A 23,853-nucleotide genomic window follows, 5' to 3' on the forward strand; every position below is an offset into this window, starting at 1 on the left:
TTCTCCATGTGAACTAAAGTCATTATTTTGGAATGATCATTCCAGTTTAAGTTAAATAAAAACCTTAACTATTCAACTCAAGCATAGTTAAGGTTTAAATAAGTTTTATAAAACGTTTAAAGCAACCTCGACTACATCCATTAAACATTGCTTTCTTTGTTCAAGTGGACTGCCTTTCCCTAAAACACGTAAACCTTGCATAGTGTTTAGAAAGAAACTTGCTAATGCACGTGGGTTTTGGGTAGAAGTAATTTCACCAGATTGTTGAGCTTTAATTAATAAACGCTCTAAAGCATGTTGAAGTTTCTGTAGGTTACTTGCAACGAACTGTGAGACATCTTCATCATGCCCAGCCAGTTCCAAACAAGCATTTGCAACGAGGCAGCCTTTATGTTCTGAATCATTCAGCTCATCTTCAACCACATTTATCAGTAATTGCCGAATCAGTGCTTTTGGTGAACCTGAACCAGACAACAGCTTCACATTGTTAAGTGTGGTTAAAAGTTCATAACGCTGTAACGCTTTTTGATAAAGACCCTGTTTGTTTTGAAAGGTACTGTAAAGGCTACTTCTAGATAGCCCCGTACCATCAACCAAGTCTTGAACTGAAGTTGCAGCATAACCACGACGCCAAAAAACCTGCATTGCAGCATCAGCAATTTCATCAGTTTCAAATTCTTTGGTTCGCATAAACACACTTAACAGGAACGATCGTTCCAATTAATTTAAAATAGGCTAATAAAGAAGTCAAACTAAAAAATTATTTGATAGGTAAACATTTCTGCAATGTGAAAATGACGACTCTATATTTTTTATAAAATTAAAAATATTTAATAAAAGCTACGCCATCTGGACTATTCAAACCAAACTGATTGATGAGTGTTTTTCATATTTCTGTCTTGTTCTTTCTGCATTATTTATAGATTTAATTTTTTCGCTTGAATACATTATAAAAACATATTATAAACTATTTCTAACCAAATAATTGGTTTTTTGGAACTTTATAATGAACAACAATATTATAATTTTTGGTTATGGAATAGGTATTTCCAAAGCCGTAGCACATAAGTTTGGTAAAGAAGGCTATAAAATCGGTTTAGTGGCACGTAATGCTGAAAAACTCGAAAAAGCCATTTTAGAACTTAAAGCACAAGGTATTGAAGCTTACGCTTTTACATGTGATTTAGCGGTTCTTGAAGATATACCAAACCTAATTAAACGCATTAAAGATCAATTAGGAGAGATTAAAAATATTCATTGGAATGCTTTCCATGATATTGAAGGCAATATCCTAAAAACCCCTCCACTAGAACTCACCAAAAGCTTTCATATTCGTGTTTCGAGCTATATTGCGACGGTGCAAGCTTGCTTACGTGATTTAGAAAAGAACCACGGTAGCATTTTATCGACAAATGGAATTTTTGCTTTCGATGCAGTGGGCATCGACTTGGTTGCCAAAGAGTACTCATCGTTAGCAACTACTGCTGCCGCTCAATATAAAGCCACCAATTTGCTTGCTCATAGTCTTGCTGACTCAAATGTTTACGTGAGCCAAGTGATCGTAAACGGTTTCGTAGATGGCAGACCTGAAGCCGAAGATAAAACTTATACGGTACATCCTGAAACAGTTGCGGATCAGTTCTGGTACTTACACCAGCATAAACAAGAGACTGTTTCTCTTTGTGGTGAAGCCATTCAAGCTGCTTAAACTATGTCTGATGATTGAATAGAAATGACTACTTTATATCTGGCTAGTAGCAAGATTTTAATAGTTGATGAAAAGCAAATTTAAGCATAGAAGAAGCGTATAAATACGCTTCTTTATCTTTGACTGAATATAAGGTCAAATGCTTGGTTTTATAAAGTTTTCATCTATGTAAAAACTCTATTTTTTCAGCCGTTTTACCTGATTTTTTACTACGAGCAACTTTAGTTTGAAATACTTGTATTAGCTGTTCTGAATTCATTTTATCTGAACAATAAATAGTATCTCAGTCCGCATAATTACAGTTGTCAAAACTTAATGTTTATCCTGCTCTAATAACTTACCTATTGCTTCACCGTATACCCATTTATTTAAAATTCCTTCGGAACTTTCTAGGCCTACAATATCGAGAAAACTTTCATATGTCGTTGCGACTTGCTCACGATCTTCTGTATCAAGCGTATCAGGATCGATTTGGCTAATTCCATGAGCAAGGACATGTAAAAGTTCTGCTTTGGTTGGCTCACTTTTTTGTTGATAGAGAGTAATAAAAGCTTGGGCAGTATCAGCCACTTGACGATTTAAACTTATAGCTAATGCAGGCTCTTGAACACCCGTATATAGCTGTCCATCTCCAGCGAAATGATCTTGTGTTTTAAACTGTTCTAATTGTTGAATCACAATAGAATTAGAATTTTTAATACTCATTTCGGTTTTATTCTCACTTTTTTGAGCACAAGAAACTTGTGAACTTAAGATCACCATGACTAATACTAAAATTTTTTTCATCTTTCTATTAATTTTTAATTTAAAGACAGTAAATATAAACTAATTTAACCATAAATTTCCATTACTTATAAAACTGTATGGGCCACCTTTTATTCTTTTTCTCACGCCCATATATATTTCGAGTTTAAATTACCCTTCCCATTTTCTAAAAACCAGACAGGTATTTACCCCACCAAAACCAAAGCTATTACTCATGACTGTTTTGAGTTCGGTTTCTCGGCTCGTTTGAACAATATCGAACTTTTTAGCTTCTTCGCGCAGTTCGGTAATATTAATACTCGGCGCAATAAAGTTATTTTGCAGCATTAAAATAGAATAAATCGCTTCGTGTACGCCTGCTGCCCCCAAACTATGCCCAGTCATGGACTTTGTCGAACTGAGTGGCGGGACTTTTTCACTGCCAAAAGCTCGCTCTATGGCCAATAGTTCGGGAATGTCTCCTGCTGGTGTTGAAGTGCCATGCGTGTTGATATAGTCGATGGTGTCAGAGCCGTTTTGTTTGGCTTCTGCGAGTGCCAGTTTGATGCAACGGGTCGCGCCTTCACCGCTCGGGGCTACCATATCGACACCATCGCTATTGGCAGCGTAGCCAACCACTTCTGCCAAAATTTTTGCTCCGCGCTTTTGGGCATGGCTTAAAGACTCCAAAACCACCATGCCACCGCCGCCAGCGATCACAAAACCATCGTTATCTACTGAATATGGGCGTGAAGCCGTTTCTGGTGCATCGTTATATTTAGAGCATAAGGCGCCCATTGCATCAAATATTGCCGTTTGCGACCAATGGTCTTCTTCGCCGCCACCCGCCAGCATGAGGTCTTGTTTACCAGCGGCAATAAGGTGATATGCATAACCGATTGCGTCGGCTGAAGTCGCACAGGCACTCGCGATCGATTGAGATACACCTTTTAAGTTAAAAGCACGCGATAGATTAGAGCTAATGGTACTGGTGAGGTAGCGTGATGCTAAATAAGGTGATACTTCGCTTGCGCCTTTTTCTTTTAAGGTATGTAACATGTCGATGATAGATGCTGTTGAAGTGCCACCTGTTCCCCCAATCACGCCATATTTTGAGTTGTTGGCAATGTCATTTACATCAAGCTTGGCGTATTGTAACGCATCGAGTGCCGAGTTGTAGGCATACATCGCGCAAACGCCCATGTGTTTTTTTAGTTCTGGATTGATATTTTCAAAATCCATTTCGGCAGTAGCGCTCACGTGACTTCGAAAGTTTAGTTTTGCATAGACATCGTTATAGCGAATGCCAGAGCGGCCTGCTTTTAAGGACTCGGTTACTGTCTCTAATGTATTTCCAATACAAGAATTAATTCCCATACCTGTGATGACAACACGTTCCATTCTTATCTCTATAAAACGACAAAAATAGATCTTAACAACCAAGTTCTTTTTTGGAACTGGCAAAATATTTCTATATTTATTATTTTTTCTCATCGAATATAAATAAAAAGTTAATAATAATATTTTTATTTTAAAATCTATTTAGTTTTATTATTAAATCAAAAATATTTTAAATATTAAATTGACGTATTTAAAATCACCGATTATTATCTCGTTGCTGGCCTACATTGCCAGACGGTTTTAGCAGACCGTAACCTCGTGGCGGATTATAGTTCTACTATAAGTCGTTAGACCCTTGCGTCCCCTTTTCTTTGCGGTAGGACGGGAGGGGGACGCCCCGCGCGTGCTGGTTCTACGAGGCCAGTCTGCTAACCCCCTTTCGTTCTACCACCCTAATTAATTCGCGGTAATCTGGTGGTAGGACTCCATTTTTTAAGGAGTTGACCATGACACTTTTCAAACTCATTTTCTCTCTTATTTAACTATTTTATCGATTTAAAATTTAGGTTTTTACGCCTTATTTTTTTAAATTTATAAATTATTTTTATTTTAAAATTTTAATTATTTTATTTTCCTGTGCTTTTAGGAGGATTAATTATTATTTAAAAAATTATTTTAAATCTCAAAATCATTATATTTTTATTTTAGTTATACGCATAAATAATCATGAGAATAATATGAAAATTTATAAACCGCTTTTGGCTTTAAGTTTCATAGTTGGTAGCTACGGCGTTTCGGTTTACGACCCAGAGACTCATCAGGAGTTTGAAAAAATTTGCCTGTCGGGTGGGCATAGCGAGTCGAGTTGTGACTGCATTTACCAGCGACTTGAGCAAGTTTATACCCCCAAGCTCATGCAGCGCCTTGAATATGTCAGTTTGCAAAGTCCTGTTCTCCCACGGGACTTTGCCCCTACTTTTTTCAGCGTCATGCAACGTTGTGACAAAAGTAGTCTGGGCTAAGCGTTGGCTTAGCTCTTTATCTCTGTGTCGCAATGGTGTTTTACTTTAAATCAGCGCAAAAAATTAAAGTCTGTTGTGGCACAGAGGCCTAAGTTGTTTGATTTGCCGAATTAGCATTTTTAAAAATCGCATCAACTTTATAACTAATCAAGTTATGCTGTGCTTACATTCAACTTTTGAACATTTATTAGAATGAACTACACATGGGATGAATTTGAGCAAAGACTTATCACCTATAGAGATGTAAGGATTGATCTGGCAAGAGTTTTAGATGCGTATGAGCTTCAAATAAAAGAACTTCTTCAACAAATTCAATTGTTAGCTTATGAAGATTCTTTGCCTATATTTAATCAGTTATATGAAATACAAGATCATTTAGCTACTGCCACGTTTCGCTATGACCTCGACTTAAATGAAGCTTTAGATATATTCGTTTATCATTTCAATAGAGATGACAAAGCGCTTATAAGCCAATATTGGTACAAAAAATTCAAGCAAAACAAAGATATTCTTTGGCCTTTACCTCAAGACGAATAGTAGCTTGTACGTTTTATCCTACAAACTTTTAAGGTTTTTGCGGATTGGCGACACCCCTCTTTTTTCTTAATATGAAGTCATACAGGAACAGGATGTTCCGGAACATAAAACAACAATAATACGTTCAAGCATCAGGATCGTGAGATACGACAGGAGTCATATCTAGTACCCAAATACGAAAAAGCCCAACAGGATGTTGGGCTTTTTTTATATCTGAATATTGAGAAGTTTTAGGGACTAAACGGATTGAATCATTCTTCAATGTAAGATTTCTCTTACAAGCTTTTAAGGTTTTTGCGGATTGGCGACACCCTACTTTTTTCCTATTATGAACTCATACAGGAACAGGATGTTCCGGAACATAAAACAACAACAATAGGTTCATGCATCAGGATCGTGAGATACGACAGGAGTCATATCTAGTACCCAAATACGAAAAAGCCCAACAGGATGTTGGGCTTTTTTTATATCTGAATATTTAGGGTTTAAAAACTTCTGGCAGACTATCTATAAGAATATTAGGAATGTTGTTTGGATAAACAATTTCGTCAGTTTGTCTTAGTTCATCAAGCGTCCACCACCGACTTTTATTAATCACAAGCTTTTCTTGTTCAGTCCAGTTCGATGTTTTCACTTCTTCATTTTTAATAAAAACAATAAAGAGTCTTTCATCAGAAGTCACAACTTCCGCACTTGGTAGCATCATTTCAAAATTGCGTGTTGCAACATGAGTACCTACATTTTGTCTAACTACACCTAACTCTTCATAAAGTTCGCGGCAAGCTGCTTGCTCGAAGGTTTCGCCTTCTTCCAGTCCTCCGCCTACGGTTGCCCAGTGGGATTGTCCAGCTAAGGCATCACTTGTATGAGTGAATTGAAATAATAGGATTTGATGATTTTCATTAATAACCAATAGTCTTGAAGATTTTCTAATACGCATTTGATTTTTTCTTAAAGCAACAAGATGGCTATTATTCATATTCACTTTGAAAAGTTAAATCATTTCTCTCTGTACGTTTTATCCTACAAACTTTTAAGGTTTTTGCGGATTGGCGACTCCCTTCTTTTTTCCTAATATGAAGTCATATAGGAACAGGATGTTCCGGAACACAAAACAACAATAATAGGTTCATGCATCAGGACGTGAGATACGACAGGAGTCATATCTAATCACCAAATACAAGAAAGCCCGACAGGATGTCGGGCTTTTTTTATGTCTGAATATTGGGAATATATTAGGGTTTAAACGGCTAGATCATTCCTCAATGTAAGATTTCTCTTACAAGCTTTTAAGGTTTTTGCGGATTGGCGACACCCTACTTTTTTCCTAATATGAAGTCATACAGGAACAGGATGTTCCGGAACACAAAACAACAATAATACGTTCAATCACCAGGAGCGTGAGATACGACAGGAGTCATATCTAATCATCAAATACAAGAAAGCCCGACAGGATGTCGGGCTTTTTTTATGGTCTAAAATTTATCTGGTAATTAGTTTCATATCTTCGTCTAACCACCAACGCTGAGCATAAATTAAAGGGTCATTCATTAAGATCATCTCAAGTGCCTGACTAATTTGATTTATTTTATCGGATATATCTATTTTCTTAAAAAATCCTTTCCGAACAATAGGATTAAAAGGATTTATAAACACTAAAAATCCATTATCAAACTCCGCGTAATGGTTACATCCAATCCAAATATCTTTAAATTCATCATTCTTTAAAGGGATCAAATATCCCCAGTCTTCTTTTATAAAATCTGATACATCAAAGCCAGAATCAATTAATCTATTTGATAAATACTGAGCTAGTCTGTATCCCCAAATATGTTCTTCTTGACCAATTTCATTAGGAACACGGGGGAAATGATCTGAACGAAATTCAATATGTGTTTTTAAAGTCATTTTGATTATTCTTTTGCAAATGTACTGATATTCTCTGAATTTAATATATTTCCTTAGTTACAAAGGACTATGCGCCTGTTCTTGCTTTTTATGGCGAATCCAACGCACCACCCAAATAACTGCAATCAGCACCACTATTGCCACAAGCGCAGGCACTAACATGGCAGAAACCGAAAGTAAGATTGCTCCAATCCACTCACCTGTCGCAACGACAAAATTTCCTAAACCACCCGTGGTTGCAGTTGAAACACCACGTGCAGCGACGGTACTCATTTGCACCACACCTGCCGTACCACCGCCCACAATAATCGCTGCTGCCCAACTGGCAAACTGAGACATTTCTCCACTACTGACCGCCATTGTCGTTAACGTACCCGCGATCATCGCCGCAGGGGTTGCGACTGTGTCCAAGGCGTTATCCACCCACGGTATATAGTAAGCTGCTATTTCACATACCGTTGCCACGCTTAAAGCCAAACACACCGATGGCAGAGCTAACCACTCAAAACCTTTCGATGGCTCAAACCATCCCATCATGGTGGCAATGCTCATGACCAGTAGCGGCACAAACACCCGAAAACCGCAGGCAGCGCTCAGGCCCACACCAATACATAAACCCAATATTGTTTCCATAACGGTTTCCTTTTCATGCCCATCACGGGTCTTGTTATGTAAGTCTTATTTTTTAAACTAACAAAAAGCCCCATCAGGTGACAGGGCTTTTTGTTAAATGCGAACGTAAATATTATTTCATTCTTAACGTTTAAATTGCGTGCAGTAGCATTTAGTGCAAGGTGGTAAAGGGTCTGTGTTAATTTCTAAAAACACTCTGTGTCCGCACTGAGCACAGAAATAGAAGCCTGTTCCGGGTTTTTCGCCAGCTGTTACCATGATTACATTCCTATAATCGTATATATATTAAACAGGAATATAACCCACTTAAAGTGAATGTCAATTGTCCATTTCGCCCGATGATGATGGCATAAATGCAAAAAATGTTATTTGTACGATTTATCTTACAAACTTTTAGGGATTTAGCGGATTGGCGACTCCCTGCTTTTTTCTAATATGAAGTCATACAGGAACAGGATGTTCCGGAACACAAAACAACAATAATAGGTTCATGCACTAGGAGCGTGAGATACGACAGGAGTCATATCTAGCAACCAAATACGAAAAAGCCCGACAGGATGTCGGGCTTTTTTTATTAGTTATACAAAATGTTTTATGGTGCTTAAATGGCTATTTTATTTATTATTTAATAGAGGACCAACAAGAATTGTACCACTTGGGAGTAAAACACTATCATATGTAAAAATAAGGCCATCATATTTATCTGCTATCTTAAATAAACTTTGCCAAATAGCAGGGTTCTCATCAAACTCTTTGTCAGTAACAAGTCCTAATACTACCTTTGTATGACTAATTGCGTAAGAGGTATCATCCTTGCGTTTTTGATCGTGATCTAAAGAAGCTATATAACGCAGAAAACCTTGTAAATGATTTGGAATCTCTTGAGAAGGCATTACATAAAAACGTACAGTATCCTTACCCAATACAACATCATAATAAGAAGCATTTTCTTCCAAGCCTTTATCACGTTCTACATGATCAAAAACTTCTCGTAAATCCACTCCATCTCTTTGAATATAAACACAACCATTTGCTGGCATAAAATTCCCGTTACTATTAATTAAAAATATTGCTATACCCAACTAACTTTTTATATAAAAAGGAATTTTGATAAATACAATTCTTCTAATATTTAATTTAAAAACCCCATCATCAAGATAGGGTTTTTTTTGAACAATATCAATAATATTTAACTAAAGTATCAAGCCACTTGACCTTCTAAAAAGTCTTGTGCAAAACGCTGTAATACACCGCCCGCTTCATATACAGAAACTTCTTCTTCTGTATCTAAACGGCAAGTCACAGGTACTTCAAGAATCTCTTCTTTACCATCCGCTGTGGCACGTTCAATCACTAAAGTTAAAGTCGAACGCGGTGCGATATTACCAATCACGCTATAAAGCTCTGTACCATCTAGCTTTAAAGTCTTGCGGTTTACACCCGGTTTAAACTCAAGTGGTAACACGCCCATACCCACTAAGTTGGTACGGTGAATACGTTCAAAACCTTCTGCCACAATCGCTTCAACACCTGCAAGGCGTACACCTTTTGCAGCCCAGTCACGGCTTGAACCCTGACCGTAGTCAGCACCCGCAATAATGATTAACGGTTGCTTACGGTTCATGTAGGTTTCAATCGCTTCCCACATACGCATCACTTCGCCTTCTGGCTCTACACGCGCTTTTGAACCTTGCTTAATGGTACCGTCTGAACGAACCACCATTTCGTTATAGAGTTTCGGGTTGGCAAATGTTGCACGTTGGGCAGTCAAGTGGTCACCACGGTGCGTTGCGTAGGAGTTGAAGTCTTCTTCTGGTACGCCCATTTTATGAAGGTATTCACCTGCAGCCGAGTCCATCAAAATCGCATTTGAAGGCGACAAGTGGTCGGTGGTGATGTTGTCACCCAAAATCGCAAGCGGACGCATGTTCGCCAAAGTACGTGGTGCAGCCAACGCCCCTTCCCAGTATGGTGGACGGCGGATGTAAGTACTTTGTGGACGCCAGTCGTAAAGTGGGCTCTTCGCTTGCTCAACTTCGCCTAAATCAAACATCGGAATGTAGACTTTACGGAACTGTTCAGGCTTCACGGCTTCTTTAACTAAGGCATCAATTTCAGCGTCAGATGGCCAGATGTCTTTGAGGTAAATCGGCTTACCTTCTTTGTCATGACCTAACGCATCTTTTTCGATGTCAAAACGAATCGTACCCGCAATTGCATATGCCACAACAAGCGGTGGAGATGCCAAGAACGCTTGTTTTGCATATGGATGGATACGGCCATCGAAGTTACGGTTACCAGACAGTACTGCTGTTGCGTACAAGTCACGGTCAATAATTTCTTGCTGGATGACTGGATCTAATGCACCCGACATACCGTTACAGGTCGTACAAGCGTAAGCCACAATACCAAAACCAAGTTGTTCTAAATCTTTTAGAACACCCGCTTCTTCAAGGTAAAGTGCAGCAGCTTTTGAACCCGGTGCAAATGATGATTTCACCCAAGGTTTACGAACTAAACCTAGCTCATTTGCCTTACGTGCCAATAAACCTGCCGCCACGGTGTTACGTGGGTTAGAGGTATTGGTACATGAAGTAATTGCAGCAATAATAATTGCGCCATCTGGCATTAAGCCATCAGAACGGTTTTCAACAACACCCGCAATACCTTTTTCTTTTAGGTCCGCAGTTGAAACACGTGCATGTGGGTTTGATGGACCAGCAATGTTACGTGTGACTTTTGATAAGTCAAAACGTAGTACACGTGGGTACTCTGCTTTGGTCATGTCAGATGCCCAAAGGCCAATTTCTTTTGCGTACTGTTCAACCAATGCCACTTGAGCATCTTCACGGCCTGTTAGGCGTAAGTAATCAATCGTGTTTTGGTCGATGTAGAACATCGCAGCCGTAGCGCCATATTCTGGAGTCATGTTCGAAATGGTGGCACGGTCGCCCACAGACATGCTGTCAGCACCTTCACCAAAGAACTCAAGATAAGCACCAACAACGCGCTCTTTACGCAAGAACTCAGTTAGAGCTAGTACGATATCTGTTGCAGTAATACCTGCCTGACGCTGACCTACAAATTCAACACCAATAATGTCTGGCAAACGCATCCAAGATGCACGGCCCAACATTACGTTTTCAGCTTCTAAGCCACCGACACCCACAGAAATTACGCCTAAAGCGTCTGTATGTGGTGTATGTGAGTCTGTGCCTACGCAAGTGTCTGGGAATGCTACACCATCACGCGCCTGAATTACCGGAGACATTTTCTCTAGGTTAATCTGGTGCATAATGCCGTTCCCCGCAGGGATTACATCAACATTTTTAAATGCAGTTTTGGTCCACTCAATAAAGTGAAAACGGTCTTCGTTACGACGGTCTTCAACAGCACGGTTTTTTGCAAAAGCGTCTGGGTCAGCACCGCCATATTCCACCGCTAAAGAGTGGTCGACAATGAGCTGTGTTGGTACAACTGGGTTAACTTTAGATGGGTCACCGCCCTTGTCAGCAATTGCATCACGTAAACCTGCAAGGTCAACCAATGCAGTTTGACCCAAGATGTCATGACACACCACGCGCGCAGGATACCAAGGAAAGTCCAAGTCCTGACGGCGTTCAATCAACTGCGTTAAATAAGCAGTTAAGTTCTCGGCATCGGCACGGCGTACCAATTGCTCTGCGAGTACTTTTGAGGTGTAAGGCAGTTTTTCGTATGCGCCTGGCTGAATATCTTCAACGGCTTGACGCACGTCGTAATATTCAAGCTGGGTGCCTGCCAGCGGTTTACGGTATTTTGTGTTCATTAACCACGCTCCGCCAATGGTTTAAATTTGAGGTTTTCAGGGCCTGTGTAGTTCGCGCTTGGACGAATGATTTTGCCGTCTTGGCGTTGTTCAATCACGTGCGCTGACCAGCCTGCTGTACGTGCAATTACGAATAACGGTGTGAACATTGCAGTTGGAACACCCATTAAGTGATAGCTCACTGCACTGAACCAGTCGAGGTTCGGGAACATGTTTTTCACTTCTTTCATCACTGCTTCTAAACGTTCAGCGATAAGGTACATTTTGGTGTTCTCTTGTGCTTGCGCTAAGTCATGCGCCACTTTCTTGATCACTTCGTTACGTGGGTCAGAAACTGTATAGACAGGGTGACCAAATCCGATTACGACTTCTTTATTTTCAACACGTTTACGGATGTCAGCTTCAGCTTCGTCTGCGTTGTCGTAACGTTGTTGAATCACGAATGCAACTTCGTTTGCACCACCGTGTTTAGGTCCACGAAGTGCACCAATACCACCTGTAATTGCCGAGTACATGTCAGAACCTGTACCTGCAACCACACGTGACGTAAATGTAGATGCGTTGAACTCATGCTCAGCATACAAAATAAGTGAAGTATGCATTGCTTGAATCCATTCTTTAGATGGTTTTTCGCCATGAAGTAAATGTAAGAAATGCGCTGCAATTGAGTCGTCATCTGTTTCAGTTTCAATACGGCGACCGTTGTTGCTGAAGTGGTACCAATAAAGCAGCATTGAGCCTAGGCTTGCCATTAATTTATCAGCAATGTCTTTTGCGCCCGCTTCGTTGTGGTCTTCGTGTTCTGGTGTTAAACAACCTAGCACTGATACACCTGTACGCATCACATCCATTGGGTGTGCAGACGGTGGTAATTGTTCAAGAGCAGTTTTAAGTGCTGCTGGTAAGCCACGAAGTGCTTTTAATTTTGCTTTATACGCTTTGAGTTCAGCTTTGTTTGGTAATTTGCCATGTACGAGCAAGTGAGCAACTTCTTCAAACTGGCTACCCGCTGCAAGGTCAAGAATGTCATAGCCACGATAGTGCAAGTCGTTACCGCTACGTCCTACGGTACAAAGTGCTGTGTTGCCTGCAACTTGTCCACTAAGTGCAACTGATTTTTTTGGTTTGAAGCCTGTTGTTGTTTCATTTGAGCTCATAAGATTGTCCTTTCCTATCTATCTGAATTTGTTGTTTGTTCAATTTTCACTTGGATAAAACCACGACAGCGTCTTGCCGAGTTCTCATCCAATTTTCTGATTAACCTGCGGTTCGCCTTACTTTTCACGGATGAAAAGTAAGCAAAAATCCTTTGTTGGGCTGACGATATATCCCTATATCGCAGTCCAACGTAGCGGCATCCATGCCGCCCTCACGATAGCCAAGACCATCGCTTCCCCTTCTTTTAAAAGAGGGCTTGTTTATTTCTTTTTAGCAAATGCGTTGTCTAAGTAGTCTTCAAATGCATAGTAATTAATGCGTTCATATAACTCTTTACGCGTTTGCATAATATCAACTACGTTCTTTTGCGTGCCTTCTTTACGTAAGGTTTCATAGACAGTTTCGGCTGCCTTGTTCATGGCACGGAAAGCAGAAAGCGGATAAAGCGCAAGGCTTACATCGGCAGATGCCAATTCTTCAGTAGTAAATAGTGGCGTAGAACCAAACTCTGTGATGTTTGCCAAAATCGGGGCGCCAGTCTTCTGAGCAAATTGCTTGTACATATCAAGCTCGGTAATTGCTTCAGGGAACAACATGTCTGCACCCGCTTCAATGTAGGCACCCGCACGGTCAATTGCAGCTTGTAAGCCATCTACGGCCAATGCATCGGTACGTGCCATAATTACGAAGCTGTCATCACCACGTGCATCAACCGCAGCTTTAATACGGTCAACCATTTCTTCTTGAGTCACAATGGCTTTGTTCGGACGGTGACCACAACGTTTTGCGCCCACTTGGTCTTCAATGTGCATTGCCGCAGCACCAAACTTGATCAGTGCTTTTGTCGTACGGGCAATGTTAAATGCAGAAGCACCAAAACCAGTGTCAGCATCGACCAATAATGGAAGATCACATACATCGGTAATACGGCGTACGTCTGTCAACACATCATCAAGGTTACTAATTCCCAAATCAGGTAAACCTAAAGAACCAGCGGCTACACCACCACCTGATAAGTAAATCGCTTTATAACCTGCACGTTTTGCCAAAAGTGCATGATTGGCGTTAATGGTTCCAACCACTTGTAATGGCTTTTCTTGGGCTACTGCATCGCGAAATAGCTGACCTGCGGATTGTTTAGCCATTGTTATGTTCTCCTTGTGCTTGTAGCAGTGTTTGCTCAATAATTTTGTAAGAAGCATTGATATGTCGATGCATGAGCAGCTCGGCAAGTTCACCATCGCCTTCTGCAATTGCATCTAAAATACGGATATGTTCGTCCCAAGCTTTGCTCGGTCGATCGGGTGTGTTTGAAAACTGAATTCGGTACATACGGATAAGGTGATAAAGCTCATCACATAGCATTTTTTCTAGGGTTTTATTACCACTACTTTTGATAATGCAGTAGTGAAAATCGTCCTGCCCTTCTTGCAAGTAATATCCTTTACCTGCTTTAAAGTTTTCATCTTCAGCATGCATACGCAAAACATCACGTAGTGCCAAGATTTGCTTTTTATCAATATGCTGTGCGGCAAGTTTGCAAGCCAAACCTTCTAAAGATGCACGAATTTGGTAAAGCTCTTTGAATTGTTGCAGTGAGAGCGAAACCACGCGCGCGCCCACATGTGCGGTACGCTCAACCAAACGTTGACCCTCAAGGCGATGAATCGCTTCACGCAATGGCCCACGACTAATGCCATAAGTGCGTGCCAGTTCAGGTTCAGAAATTTTGCTACCTGCCGGAATTTGACCCAAAACAATCGCCGTCTGTATTTGTTTAAATACATTCTCGGTCAGTGTTCTTCCCTGACTTTGTAGAGGCTCTGGTGCGAAGGTCAAATCTTGCATATTGTCGACAATTTTTAATCAATTATGGCTTTTATAGCGGGATGAATGAAAAAAATCAAGGTGATTGTTGACACTTTATAGAACGCATCAGGTCAATTTTTATCGTTTGACCTGCCATTTCACCTTATATTTAAAGCATTACACCACTTTCTATTTAATATCTATAAAACAATTATTTAGGGTTATTTTATCCATAGTTTTATGACTATTTATGGCTTGCTTTTTAGTCAATAAACTTTTGTTTCAAACTTTAGTCTACAACCAATGTATTACAGCAAGATTGTAGACAATCTGCTTGAATGAAATCATGAGTTATAAATTAGTATCTATTTACCGTAATTTCTTTTAAAACTTTTTATTATTTTCAGCCAGAAAATATCGATATTAGTGAAATTATCAGGTGCTTCACGGTAGCTTTATTGATACATTATTGAACATCGACATAGTTGTGGCGTATTTTTCGAGACAGAAAAAACCCAGCACTATGCATATTGTTGAATGAAAGGACTTTTTTGATGTTTCAACATATCCCCCCATACGCAGGCGATCCAATTCTCTCTTTAATGGAACAGTTCAATGCTGATACTCGTTCTGAAAAAGTAAACTTGAGTATTGGTCTTTATTATAACGAAGACAGTATTGTTCCTCAGTTAGAGACCATTATCGAGGCGCAAAAGCGTATTGAGCCTAAAAACGGTAAAACCAAACTTTATTTGCCAATGGAAGGCTTCAAACCTTACCGCGAAGCAATTCAAGCACTTTTATTTGGTGCAAACAGTCCAGCAGTTAAAGCTGGCCGTGCTGTAACCATCCAAACGCTTGGTGGTTCAGGTGCATTAAAAGTTGGTGCGGATTTCTTAAAAACTTATTTCCCAAATTCAGACGTTTGGGTAAGCCAACCAACTTGGGATAACCACGTTGCGATTTTCAATGGTGCTGGCATCAAAACTCATTTCTACCCATATTTCGATAACGAAACACGTGGTGTAGATTTTGACGGTATGCTTTCTACACTTAAAACTTTGCCTGAGCAAAGCATTGTGTTGTTGCACCCATGCTGCCATAACCCAACTGGTGCTGACTTAAACCCAGCACAGTGGGATCAAGTGATTGCAGTATTAAAAGACCGTAACCTTATTCCATTCCTAGATATCGCTTACCAAGGTTTTGGTGACGGTATGGAAGAAGATGCGTATGCAATCCGTGCTTTAGACCAAGCGGGTCTAAACTTCATTGTGAGCAACTCGTTCTCTAAAATCTTCTCTTTATATGGCGAGCGCGTTGGCGGTTTAACTTTCGTTTGTGACGATGCAGAAGCTGCTCAGTGCACATTCGGTCAGTTAAAAGCGACTGTACGCCGTATTTACTCTAGCCCTCCTACTACAGGTGCTTGGTTAGTTGATGAAGTGTTAAATGACGCTGAACTTAACCAGCAATGGCAAGGTGAAGTGAAAGAGATGCGTGAGCGTATTATTAAAATGCGTAGCATCTTGAAAGACGAACTTACTAAAGCATTACCAGACCGTGACTTTAGCTACCTTGTAAACCAAAAAGGTATGTTCAGCTACACAGGTCTAACTGCTGAACAAGTTGATATCTTGCGTGAAGAATATGCAATCTACTTAGTACGCAGTGGTCGTATTTGTGTTGCTGGTTTAAACATGAACAATGTTTACACTGTTGCTAAAGCGATGGCTGAAGTACTTGCTAAATCAGTAGAAGCAGCATAAGACACCTACTAAAAAAGGCGCTTCGGCGCCTTTTTTTTATGTATCGATATTAAGATTTAGCTTTGCCCCAATATTTCAGTTTTGAGGTATGCCCAATCCCTACATTAAAACTATTGGTTGGGTCGAGTTTTTGATAGAAATTGGCCAATGCAGGTTTGGCAATGTAAAGATGCCCAACATTATGCTCTGCTGGATATTCAGCACGGCGCGCATCGAGTAACTTCCACATTTGATGTTCCATTTCTAAAGGGTCATGGCCCTTTTTAAGAATATAGTCCTGATGGAATACATGACAAAAGAAATGCCCATAATAGAGTTTATGGAGAATTTTATTTTCCATCTCGGCTGGGAGTTGCTCTACCCACTCGCGGTCATTACGACGTAACGCAATATCAAGCGCCACAATATCTTCAACTTCACTACGGTGTGTATCACGATAACGAATTGCAGCTCCTGCAATCGCAAAACGGTGTAAGAACGCTTTTCGGCCTTCTTCTTCGCTACATACGAAATAGCGACCTGACTGATGCACTGCAAAATATTCTTTTAAAAACTGCTCGGTCTGAGCTTTTGAATTATTTTCAACACGCAGCACTAAATGGTGCTCAAAACGGTCTCGATACTCAGTCATACGCTTTGGCAAATGGCTTGGTAAAAAGAACGTAATAGCCTGCAAAATATGATCCGTTAAACCTTTAATTTTAAATTTTTCTAAAAAGCCATCGACTTTATCTTTCATGGCAAAAGCTTTTGGAACATTTGCTGTGCCGAACTTTTCAATAAATAAGAATGTGTCTTTTCCGTACTTTTCACCAATTAAGTAAGCATCTCGGTGAATATATTCACCTGCAATCGGCAAGCTTGGTAGTGAGGTTAATAAGTAACGACGAATGGCTGTTAAATCATCGGCATCATTAGTACCTATATAAAAGACATTGCTCTCTACTTTTTCATAAGTATCAAGACGAACTGCAAATACGCAGACTTTACCTGCCGAACCCGATACTTCAAACAATCGTGACGGGTCTGCATTAAAACGAGCAGGCGTATCTTCATCTACTTGCGTCACATCGTGGGCATAACGATGGTCTGATGCCTGCTTTTCACTGTCATCTAAAATATCTACAGCTTGATATTTCTGCTTCTCTAAACGAGTCAAGATTTCTTCAGGAGTCGAACCTAAATTCACCCCTAAATGATTCACTAGTTCTAATTGACCAGCAGCATTCACCTGAGCATATAACGCCAGTTCAGTATACGCAGGGCCACGGCGTACCAAGGCACCGCCCGAGTTATTACACACACCACCAAGTACCGAAGCTCCAATACAAGATGAACCAATTACTGAATGTGGCTCGCGATCATAGCCTTTTAAAATTTGCTCTAAATTATCTAAAGTCGCACCCGGTAAACAAATCACTTGCTTACCGTCATGAATAACTTGAATGCCCTTTAAGCGACGCGTACTCATGACTAAAACAGGACGGTCATAATCATCGCCATACGGCGTTGAACCACCAGTAAGTCCTGTATTGGCCGCCTGCATAATCACAATACAGTCCGCCTCAATAGCAGCTTGTAGCACCTGCCATTGCTCTAACAATGTGCCCGGCACCACCACAGCCAGCACTTTCCCCTCACCAAAACGACGACCTTGGCGATACTGACGCGTGCTTTGATCATCGGTCAAAACATGCGAACGCCCTACAATATTTTGTAAACGTTCGATCACTGCTTGAGGAGAAAATGTTTGCATGATGGTTTCCTTTTGGTCATCCATTTATCAAATTAGACCAACACGAGGTGTCTTACTGTTTGTAATTTATAATTTAATTAGCTCATTCTCTAATTCGAATCAGCCCTATATTTACTATCGTGGTTGGCGGCATGGATGCCGCCTGTTGAGCAACCGTACAAGGAAGTACGGTTTGCTCAACAAAAGGTTTTGGGTTACTTTTGACCTTTCAAAAGTGACAAATGCCTATACGCAAAACATTAGCAAATCACCAAATTTTAAGGCTGTGCTTACTGCTTCACTTAAAAAGTTATTTCTTAAAAACCTTGCTTCATCGCTTGCACTAAACAATCCGCATTAATATCCGAAATCGATTTAGCACCCGTTAAGGTCATCGCAACACGCATTTCCTTATCAATCAAATCAAGCAAGTTCGACACCCCTTGCCCACCTGCTGCTGCCAAGGCATACACAAAGGCACGGCCAAGTAACACTGTATCGGCACCGAGCGCCAACATACGCACCACATCTAAACCATTACGAATGCCTGAGTCAGCCAAAATTGCTAAGTCACCTTTCACGGCATCAGCAATTGCAGGCAATGCACGAGCAGAAGACATCACACCATCTAACTGACGACCGCCGTGATTCGACACCACAATACCATCAGCACCAAAACGCACGGCATCTTTAGCATCTTCAGGATCTAAAATACCCTTAATCACCATTGGGCCATCCCAAAATTCACGAATCCACTCAAGGTCTTTCCATGAAATGGATGGGTCAAAGTTAGAACCCAACCAGCCGATATAGTCTTCAAGCCCAGTCGGTTTGCCTAAATATTTAGAGATGTTACCCAAGTCATGCGGACGCCCCATTAAGCCGACATTCCACGACCAATGTGGATGGAACATTGACTGCATATAACGACGCATCGCAGCATTTGGTCCACTCATTCCCGAATGGGCATCACGGTAACGCGCCCCTGGCACAGGCATATCTACAGTAAACACCAGTGTTGAACAGCCTGCCGCTTTTGCACGTTCCAAGGCATTCCGCATAAAACCACGGTCGCGTAATACATAAAGCTGGAACCACATCGGGCGGTTAATTGCAGGTGCAACTTCTTCAATCGGACATACCGAAACCGTTGAAAGCGTAAATGGAATGCCCTTTTTGTCGGCTGCCATCGCGGCTTGCACTTCACCACGGCGTGCATACATGCCTGTTAAACCTACAGGCGCTAATGCAACCGGCATAGACAAGGTTTCGTTAAACAGTTTTGTCTCTAAACTTAACGCTGACATGTCATTGAGCACACGTTGACGCAAAGCAATTTCTGACAAATCTTGTACGTTACGCTTTAAGGTATATTCCGAATACGCTCCACCATCAATGTAGTGAAATAAAAATGGAGGTAAGCGACGTTGTGCCGCAGCACGATAATCATTGCCAGAAGAAATAATCATTTTGAATCAACTCTATTTAAACGATTTGCACGTTTCTGGCGAGCTTCGTCTTCATCCAGAGAACGCACATGATTAATCACAAATTCAATATGACCGCAAACAGCTTGGCGTGCGGCCTCGGGATCTTTACGATCAATAGCATCCATCACCTGAAAATGCTGTTCGCTCAGCAAGTCACCATTTACGGGGTCGTTATAAACTTTTTTACGCCCTAACAAAACGTTGTATTGCAGCAAATCAAACAAGCTACGCATCATCTGAATCAGCACCACATTGTGAGATGCTTCAGCAATTGCTAAGTGAAATTCAGCATCTGCCACCGCAGCCTGTGCTGAGTCACCCGCATTTTGGTGGCGACTAATTTCATTAAAATAATGACGGATTTTGGATCGATCTTCAGGCGTTGAGCGCAAAGCGGCATACCAAGCCGTGCCACCTTCAAGTAATAACCGCGCCTCTTGCACATCAAACCGGTACAGCGGATCTTCTTCAATCAGGTTGCTAATTGGGTTCACAATCAATTGCTGTGGCCACTGTTCAGGTAACTGCTGAATATAAGTCCCATCGCCACGGCGGCTACTGAGCACCCCTTGACTATTGAGCTGTTGAATTGCTTCACGCAAAGACGGACGAGAAACTCCTAAGCTAGTTGCAAGCTGGCGTTCGGCAGGCAAACGGTCACCTTTTTTCATATGACGCTCTTCAATTAATGCCTGCAATTTCATGACCACTTGATCGGAGATTCTCATCGCGTTTCCTTCACTGGAGTTATGGAATCATCCACGGAACCAGATAAGCCTGAACCGTAATAATGATGCCAACAAAGACAGTGAATATGATGCTATGTTTTACCGTGAAACGGAACAAGTCAGACTCTTTTCCAACTAAGCCTACCGCTGCACACGCAATCGCAATCGACTGTGGAGAAATCATCTTACCTGTCACGCCACCACTGGTATTGGCAGCCACCAATAACACTTCTGGAATACCAATTTGCTGTGCTGTAGTCGCCTGTAATGCCGAGAACAAAGCATTTGAAGAGGTGTCTGAACCTGTAAGGAACACACCAAGCCAACCCAAAAATGGCGAGAAGAAAGTAAACGCATGACCCGTATGCGATAGAGCCAAAGCCAAAGTAGCAGATAAACCTGAATAGTTCGCAATAAAAGCAAACGCCAACACCATACCAATCGAGTAAATCGGTGTTTTCAACTCATTGAGTGTTTCACCAAAAGTCGTTACTGCCTCACTTGCTTTCATTTTTAAGAAAATAGCGGTGATGATTGCAGCAATAAAAATTGCAGTGCCTGTTGCAGAGAACCAGTCAAACTTATAAATCGCCTCGTATGGTTTCATCTCTGCCACAATTGGCGGCATTTTTTCGACCAATTTATGCAAATACGGTACTTCAAGTTTAAAAATCCAGTGCTCAAGAGCACCATCTTTTGCAAATAATGCTTTAAATGGCTTAACACTCCAGATGGTCACCATGACTGTTAAGATGGCAAATGGAGACCATGCCTTAGCAATTTTCCCAATACTATAACGTTGAACCGTTGTAGGTTGCTGAGTCAAAGTTTGACCAGCTTCAGGCTCAAAACGGAAAATATGTTTTGGTTTCCAGAAACGGAACAACACAGTCAAGCTGACCAATGAAGCAATTGCAGCGGTAATGTCTGGTAATTCAGGACCAATGAAGTTAGATGTAAGATATTGGGCTATCGCAAACGAACCACCACCAACGACTACCGCAGGCCAAGTTTCTTTAACACCACGCCAGCCATCCATAATCGCCATAATCCAGAACAGCACAATCAGCGTTAAAAACGGCAACTGACGCCCAACCATCTGGCTAATTTCCATAGTGTCTACGCCTGACACCTGCCCTGCCACAATAATGGGAATGCCCATTGCACCAAATGCCACTGGCGCTGTATTTACAATCAAACATAAACCAGCCGCGTAAAGTGGCTTAAAGCCTAAACCAACAAGCAGTGCAGCGGTAATTGCCACAGGAGCACCGAAACCAGCAGCCCCTTCAAGGAAAGTACCAAATGCAAAACCAACCAATAACATTTGTAGACGTTGATCTTCGGTAATTGACAAAATGCTTGAACGAATAACCTCAAACTGGCCTGTTTTTACTGAAATTTTGTATAGAAAAACTGCCCCAATAATGATCCATGAAATTGGCCATAGACCATAGAAGAAACCGTAAATGATTGACGCAAAGGCCATTTGACCCGGCATTTGATAGAAAAAGAGCGCAATCAATAGTGCAATAATGACTGTGCCTGTACCTGCGATACTGCCTTTTAAACGAAAAACAGCCAATGCCAAAAAGAAGAAAATAATCGGGATTAATGCAACCGCACTGGACAGCCAAATATTATTTAAAGGGTCATAAAGTTGTTGCCACATATTGAGCATTGTCATCTCCTTGAAATGCCGAGGCGAAATTTTTTGTATCTTAAAAGTTTAAACATTTAGCAAAATTGGTATGACCAATTTAAATTTAAGTGCAAATGTTGTTCCTTAAACCACAGATCGCATCATAAACACAGATATTGGTAAGATCAATCATTAAATTAACATCATAATTGGTATTACCAATACAACTAAGAAAAATAAAGCTATTTCTAATTTATAAATTTATTTATTAGACTAAAGTCGTAAAATCTTTCTTATAAATTTAGATATGAACTACCGAAATGAAGTGAAAAATTTGAATATAAAAACTATAAATATAATCATTTATTGATAAATGTATAATGTACACACAACTCAAACCACATGTATTGAATTGAATAATGACTACTTTAACGTGTTTTAAAGCCTATGATATCCGAGGCAAACTCGGCACCGAATTGAATGAAGAAATTGCCTATAAAATTGGCCGCGCATACGGACAAATCTATAAACCAAAAACCGTGGTTGTAGGTTGTGATATTCGTCTAAGCAGTGAGTCTTTAAAACAGGCGACCATCCGCGGTTTAAACGATGCGGGTGTCAATGTGCTTGATTTGGGCATGACAGGTACTGAAGAAGTTTACTTCGCCGCTTTCCATTTAGATGTGCAAGGTGGTATCGAAATTACTGCGAGCCATAACCCAATGGACTATAACGGCATGAAATTAGTTCGAGAAAATGCTCGTCCAATTAGTGCCGATACTGGTTTAAAAGAAATTCAGGCTTTAGCAGAAACTAATCACTTTGAAGAAGTTAGTCAAAAGGCTACAACTCAAAGTTATAATATTTTGCCTGAGTTCGTTGATCACTTAATGACTTATATTGAACCTGCAAAAATCCGCCCACATAAGTTAGTGGTAAACGCGGGTAATGGTGCAGCTGGTCACGTGATTGATGCAATCGAAGAAAAATTTAAAGCGCTTAATGTACCGGTTGAATTTATTAAAATTCACCATGAAGCAGATGGCACTTTCCCAAATGGGATTCCTAACCCAATTTTAATTGAAAACCGTGACAGTACCCGAAATGCTGTTCTTGAGCATAACGCAGATATGGGTATTGCATGGGACGGTGACTTTGACCGCTGTTTCTTGTTCGATGAAAAAGGTCAATTCATTGAGGGCTACTATATTGTTGGTCTATTGGCTCAAGCTTTCTTGATTAAACAATCAGGCGAGAAAATTGTGCATGACCCACGTTTAGTGTGGAACACATTTGATATCGTAGATGAATACAAAGGTGTTGCTGTACAGTCAAAATCTGGTCACGCGTTCATTAAAGACGTTATGCGTGAACACAATGCGGTATATGGCGGTGAAATGAGTGCTCATCACTATTTCCGTGACTTTGCTTACTGCGACAGCGGCATGATTCCGTGGTTACTTACTGTTGCTCTACTTTCTGAAACAGGACAATCACTTTCAACCCTCGTTGAAAATATGATTACCAAATTTCCTTGTAGTGGTGAAATCAACTTTAAAGTAGCTGATACACAAATTACTATTCAAAAGATTTTTGATTTCTATGCCGAACAAAACCCAGAAATTGACCGTACCGATGGTGTAAGCCTTGACTTTGGTGCATGGCGTTTTAACGTTCGTGCTTCAAATACTGAACCGTTATTACGTCTCAACATTGAAAGCCGTGCAGACCGCCAAGCTCAGCCAATGCAGCATTATGTAGATGAATTGACTGGGTTGATTCAGAGCTAATCAAAAAAGAAAAAGGAGCGAATTGCTCCTT

21 protein-coding genes and 1 pseudogene are annotated in these 23,853 nt (G+C 40.7%); 6 read left to right on the forward strand and 16 right to left on the reverse strand.

The genetic code is table 11. The features are described from left to right. Positions 1–105: 105 nt before the first annotated feature. Complete coding sequence (locus ABFY81_RS16920) at positions 106–690, reverse strand: TetR/AcrR family transcriptional regulator (RefSeq protein WP_347914224.1); 585 nt, start codon at positions 688–690, stop codon at positions 106–108. Between the two features lie 316 nt (positions 691–1,006). Here ABFY81_RS16920 and ABFY81_RS16925 point away from each other — a divergent pair, with 316 nt between their 5' ends. Further along, positions 1,007–1,708, forward strand: a complete 702-nt coding sequence (locus ABFY81_RS16925; RefSeq protein ID WP_347914225.1) for an SDR family NAD(P)-dependent oxidoreductase — start codon at positions 1,007–1,009, stop codon at positions 1,706–1,708. 312 nt (positions 1,709–2,020) lie between these two features. On the opposite strand, the gene ABFY81_RS16930 is transcribed toward ABFY81_RS16925, so the two are convergent. Then, a complete protein-coding gene (locus ABFY81_RS16930; RefSeq protein WP_347914226.1) occupies positions 2,021–2,494 on the reverse strand; it encodes a DUF4844 domain-containing protein in 474 nt (157 codons plus the stop codon). 129 nt (positions 2,495–2,623) lie between these two features. Next, entirely contained in the window at positions 2,624–3,853 is a 1,230-nt protein-coding gene (locus ABFY81_RS16935) for a beta-ketoacyl synthase N-terminal-like domain-containing protein (protein ID WP_347914227.1), read from the reverse strand. A gap of 677 nt (positions 3,854–4,530) precedes the next feature. On the opposite strand from ABFY81_RS16935, the gene ABFY81_RS16940 reads away from it, so the two are divergent. Further along, positions 4,531–4,815 carry a hypothetical protein gene (locus ABFY81_RS16940; RefSeq protein WP_347914228.1) on the forward strand — a complete coding sequence of 95 codons (285 nt, stop codon included), beginning with the start codon at positions 4,531–4,533 and terminating at the stop codon, positions 4,813–4,815. A 192-nt stretch (positions 4,816–5,007) separates the two neighbouring features. Beyond that, positions 5,008–5,352, forward strand: coding sequence for a hypothetical protein (locus ABFY81_RS16945; RefSeq protein WP_347914229.1), 345 nt, complete (start codon positions 5,008–5,010; stop codon positions 5,350–5,352). Between the two features lie 478 nt (positions 5,353–5,830). Here ABFY81_RS16945 and ABFY81_RS16950 read toward each other — a convergent pair whose 3' ends face one another. The 9 genes from ABFY81_RS16950 to ABFY81_RS16990 all read right to left on the reverse strand — a co-directional run bounded on the left by ABFY81_RS16950 (position 5,831) and on the right by ABFY81_RS16990 (position 14,707). Next, positions 5,831–6,331 (reverse strand): NUDIX domain-containing protein, encoded by a 501-nt coding sequence (locus tag ABFY81_RS16950; protein WP_347914230.1) that lies wholly within the window; start codon positions 6,329–6,331, stop codon positions 5,831–5,833. A gap of 503 nt (positions 6,332–6,834) precedes the next feature. Then, a complete protein-coding gene (locus ABFY81_RS16955) occupies positions 6,835–7,260 on the reverse strand; it encodes a hypothetical protein (protein ID WP_032041211.1) in 426 nt (141 codons plus the stop codon). Positions 7,261–7,317: 57 nt separating this feature from the next. Continuing rightward, positions 7,318–7,893 carry a DUF4126 domain-containing protein gene (locus ABFY81_RS16960; RefSeq protein WP_077169727.1) on the reverse strand — a complete coding sequence of 192 codons (576 nt, stop codon included), beginning with the start codon at positions 7,891–7,893 and terminating at the stop codon, positions 7,318–7,320. Positions 7,894–8,016: 123 nt separating this feature from the next. Further along, complete coding sequence (locus ABFY81_RS16965; protein ID WP_001983336.1) at positions 8,017–8,151, reverse strand: zinc ribbon-containing protein; 135 nt, start codon at positions 8,149–8,151, stop codon at positions 8,017–8,019. A 356-nt stretch (positions 8,152–8,507) separates the two neighbouring features. Beyond that, positions 8,508–8,933 (reverse strand): hypothetical protein, encoded by a 426-nt coding sequence (locus tag ABFY81_RS16970; protein WP_100192158.1) that lies wholly within the window; start codon positions 8,931–8,933, stop codon positions 8,508–8,510. A gap of 161 nt (positions 8,934–9,094) precedes the next feature. Then, positions 9,095–11,701, reverse strand: a complete 2,607-nt coding sequence (gene acnD, locus ABFY81_RS16975; RefSeq protein ID WP_347914231.1) for a Fe/S-dependent 2-methylisocitrate dehydratase AcnD — start codon at positions 11,699–11,701, stop codon at positions 9,095–9,097. Further along, a complete protein-coding gene (gene prpC, locus ABFY81_RS16980) occupies positions 11,701–12,858 on the reverse strand; it encodes a 2-methylcitrate synthase (RefSeq protein WP_347914232.1) in 1,158 nt (385 codons plus the stop codon). The genes acnD and prpC overlap by 1 nt, the downstream gene beginning before the upstream one ends. A gap of 261 nt (positions 12,859–13,119) precedes the next feature. Further along, on the reverse strand, positions 13,120–14,004 hold the full coding sequence (gene prpB / locus ABFY81_RS16985; RefSeq protein ID WP_004706036.1) for a methylisocitrate lyase: 885 nt from the start codon (positions 14,002–14,004) through the stop codon (positions 13,120–13,122). Continuing rightward, entirely contained in the window at positions 13,997–14,707 is a 711-nt protein-coding gene (locus tag ABFY81_RS16990) for a GntR family transcriptional regulator (RefSeq protein WP_001153627.1), read from the reverse strand. The genes prpB and ABFY81_RS16990 overlap by 8 nt, the downstream gene beginning before the upstream one ends. Positions 14,708–14,752: 45 nt before the next feature. Between ABFY81_RS16990 and ABFY81_RS16995 the strand changes: the two are divergent. After that, positions 14,753–14,887, forward strand: a pseudogene (locus tag ABFY81_RS16995) (hypothetical protein). Positions 14,888–15,222: 335 nt separating this feature from the next. Next, a complete protein-coding gene (locus ABFY81_RS17000) occupies positions 15,223–16,437 on the forward strand; it encodes an amino acid aminotransferase (protein WP_004706039.1) in 1,215 nt (404 codons plus the stop codon). A gap of 49 nt (positions 16,438–16,486) precedes the next feature. Here ABFY81_RS17000 and dld read toward each other — a convergent pair whose 3' ends face one another. The 4 genes from dld to lldP all read right to left on the reverse strand — a co-directional run bounded on the left by dld (position 16,487) and on the right by lldP (position 22,077). Continuing rightward, entirely contained in the window at positions 16,487–18,193 is a 1,707-nt protein-coding gene (gene dld / locus ABFY81_RS17005) for a D-lactate dehydrogenase (protein WP_213074411.1), read from the reverse strand. 296 nt (positions 18,194–18,489) lie between these two features. After that, the gene (gene lldD / locus ABFY81_RS17010; protein WP_004706043.1) at positions 18,490–19,641 is read right to left on the reverse strand and encodes an FMN-dependent L-lactate dehydrogenase LldD; all 1,152 of its coding nucleotides are present in this window, start codon (positions 19,639–19,641) and stop codon (positions 18,490–18,492) included. Beyond that, positions 19,638–20,390, reverse strand: coding sequence for a transcriptional regulator LldR (gene lldR, locus ABFY81_RS17015; protein WP_312325059.1), 753 nt, complete (start codon positions 20,388–20,390; stop codon positions 19,638–19,640). The genes lldD and lldR overlap by 4 nt, the downstream gene beginning before the upstream one ends. A 19-nt stretch (positions 20,391–20,409) precedes the next feature. Then, on the reverse strand, positions 20,410–22,077 hold the full coding sequence (lldP, locus tag ABFY81_RS17020) for an L-lactate permease (protein WP_171262131.1): 1,668 nt from the start codon (positions 22,075–22,077) through the stop codon (positions 20,410–20,412). A 374-nt stretch (positions 22,078–22,451) separates the two neighbouring features. On the opposite strand from lldP, the gene ABFY81_RS17025 reads away from it, so the two are divergent. Then, positions 22,452–23,822, forward strand: coding sequence for a phosphomannomutase CpsG (locus ABFY81_RS17025; protein WP_347914233.1), 1,371 nt, complete (start codon positions 22,452–22,454; stop codon positions 23,820–23,822). Positions 23,823–23,853: the final 31 nt, after the last annotated feature.

The organism is Acinetobacter sp. WA-87 (assembly GCF_039938935.1).
Classification (GTDB): Bacteria; Pseudomonadota; Gammaproteobacteria; order Pseudomonadales; family Moraxellaceae; genus Acinetobacter; species Acinetobacter seifertii.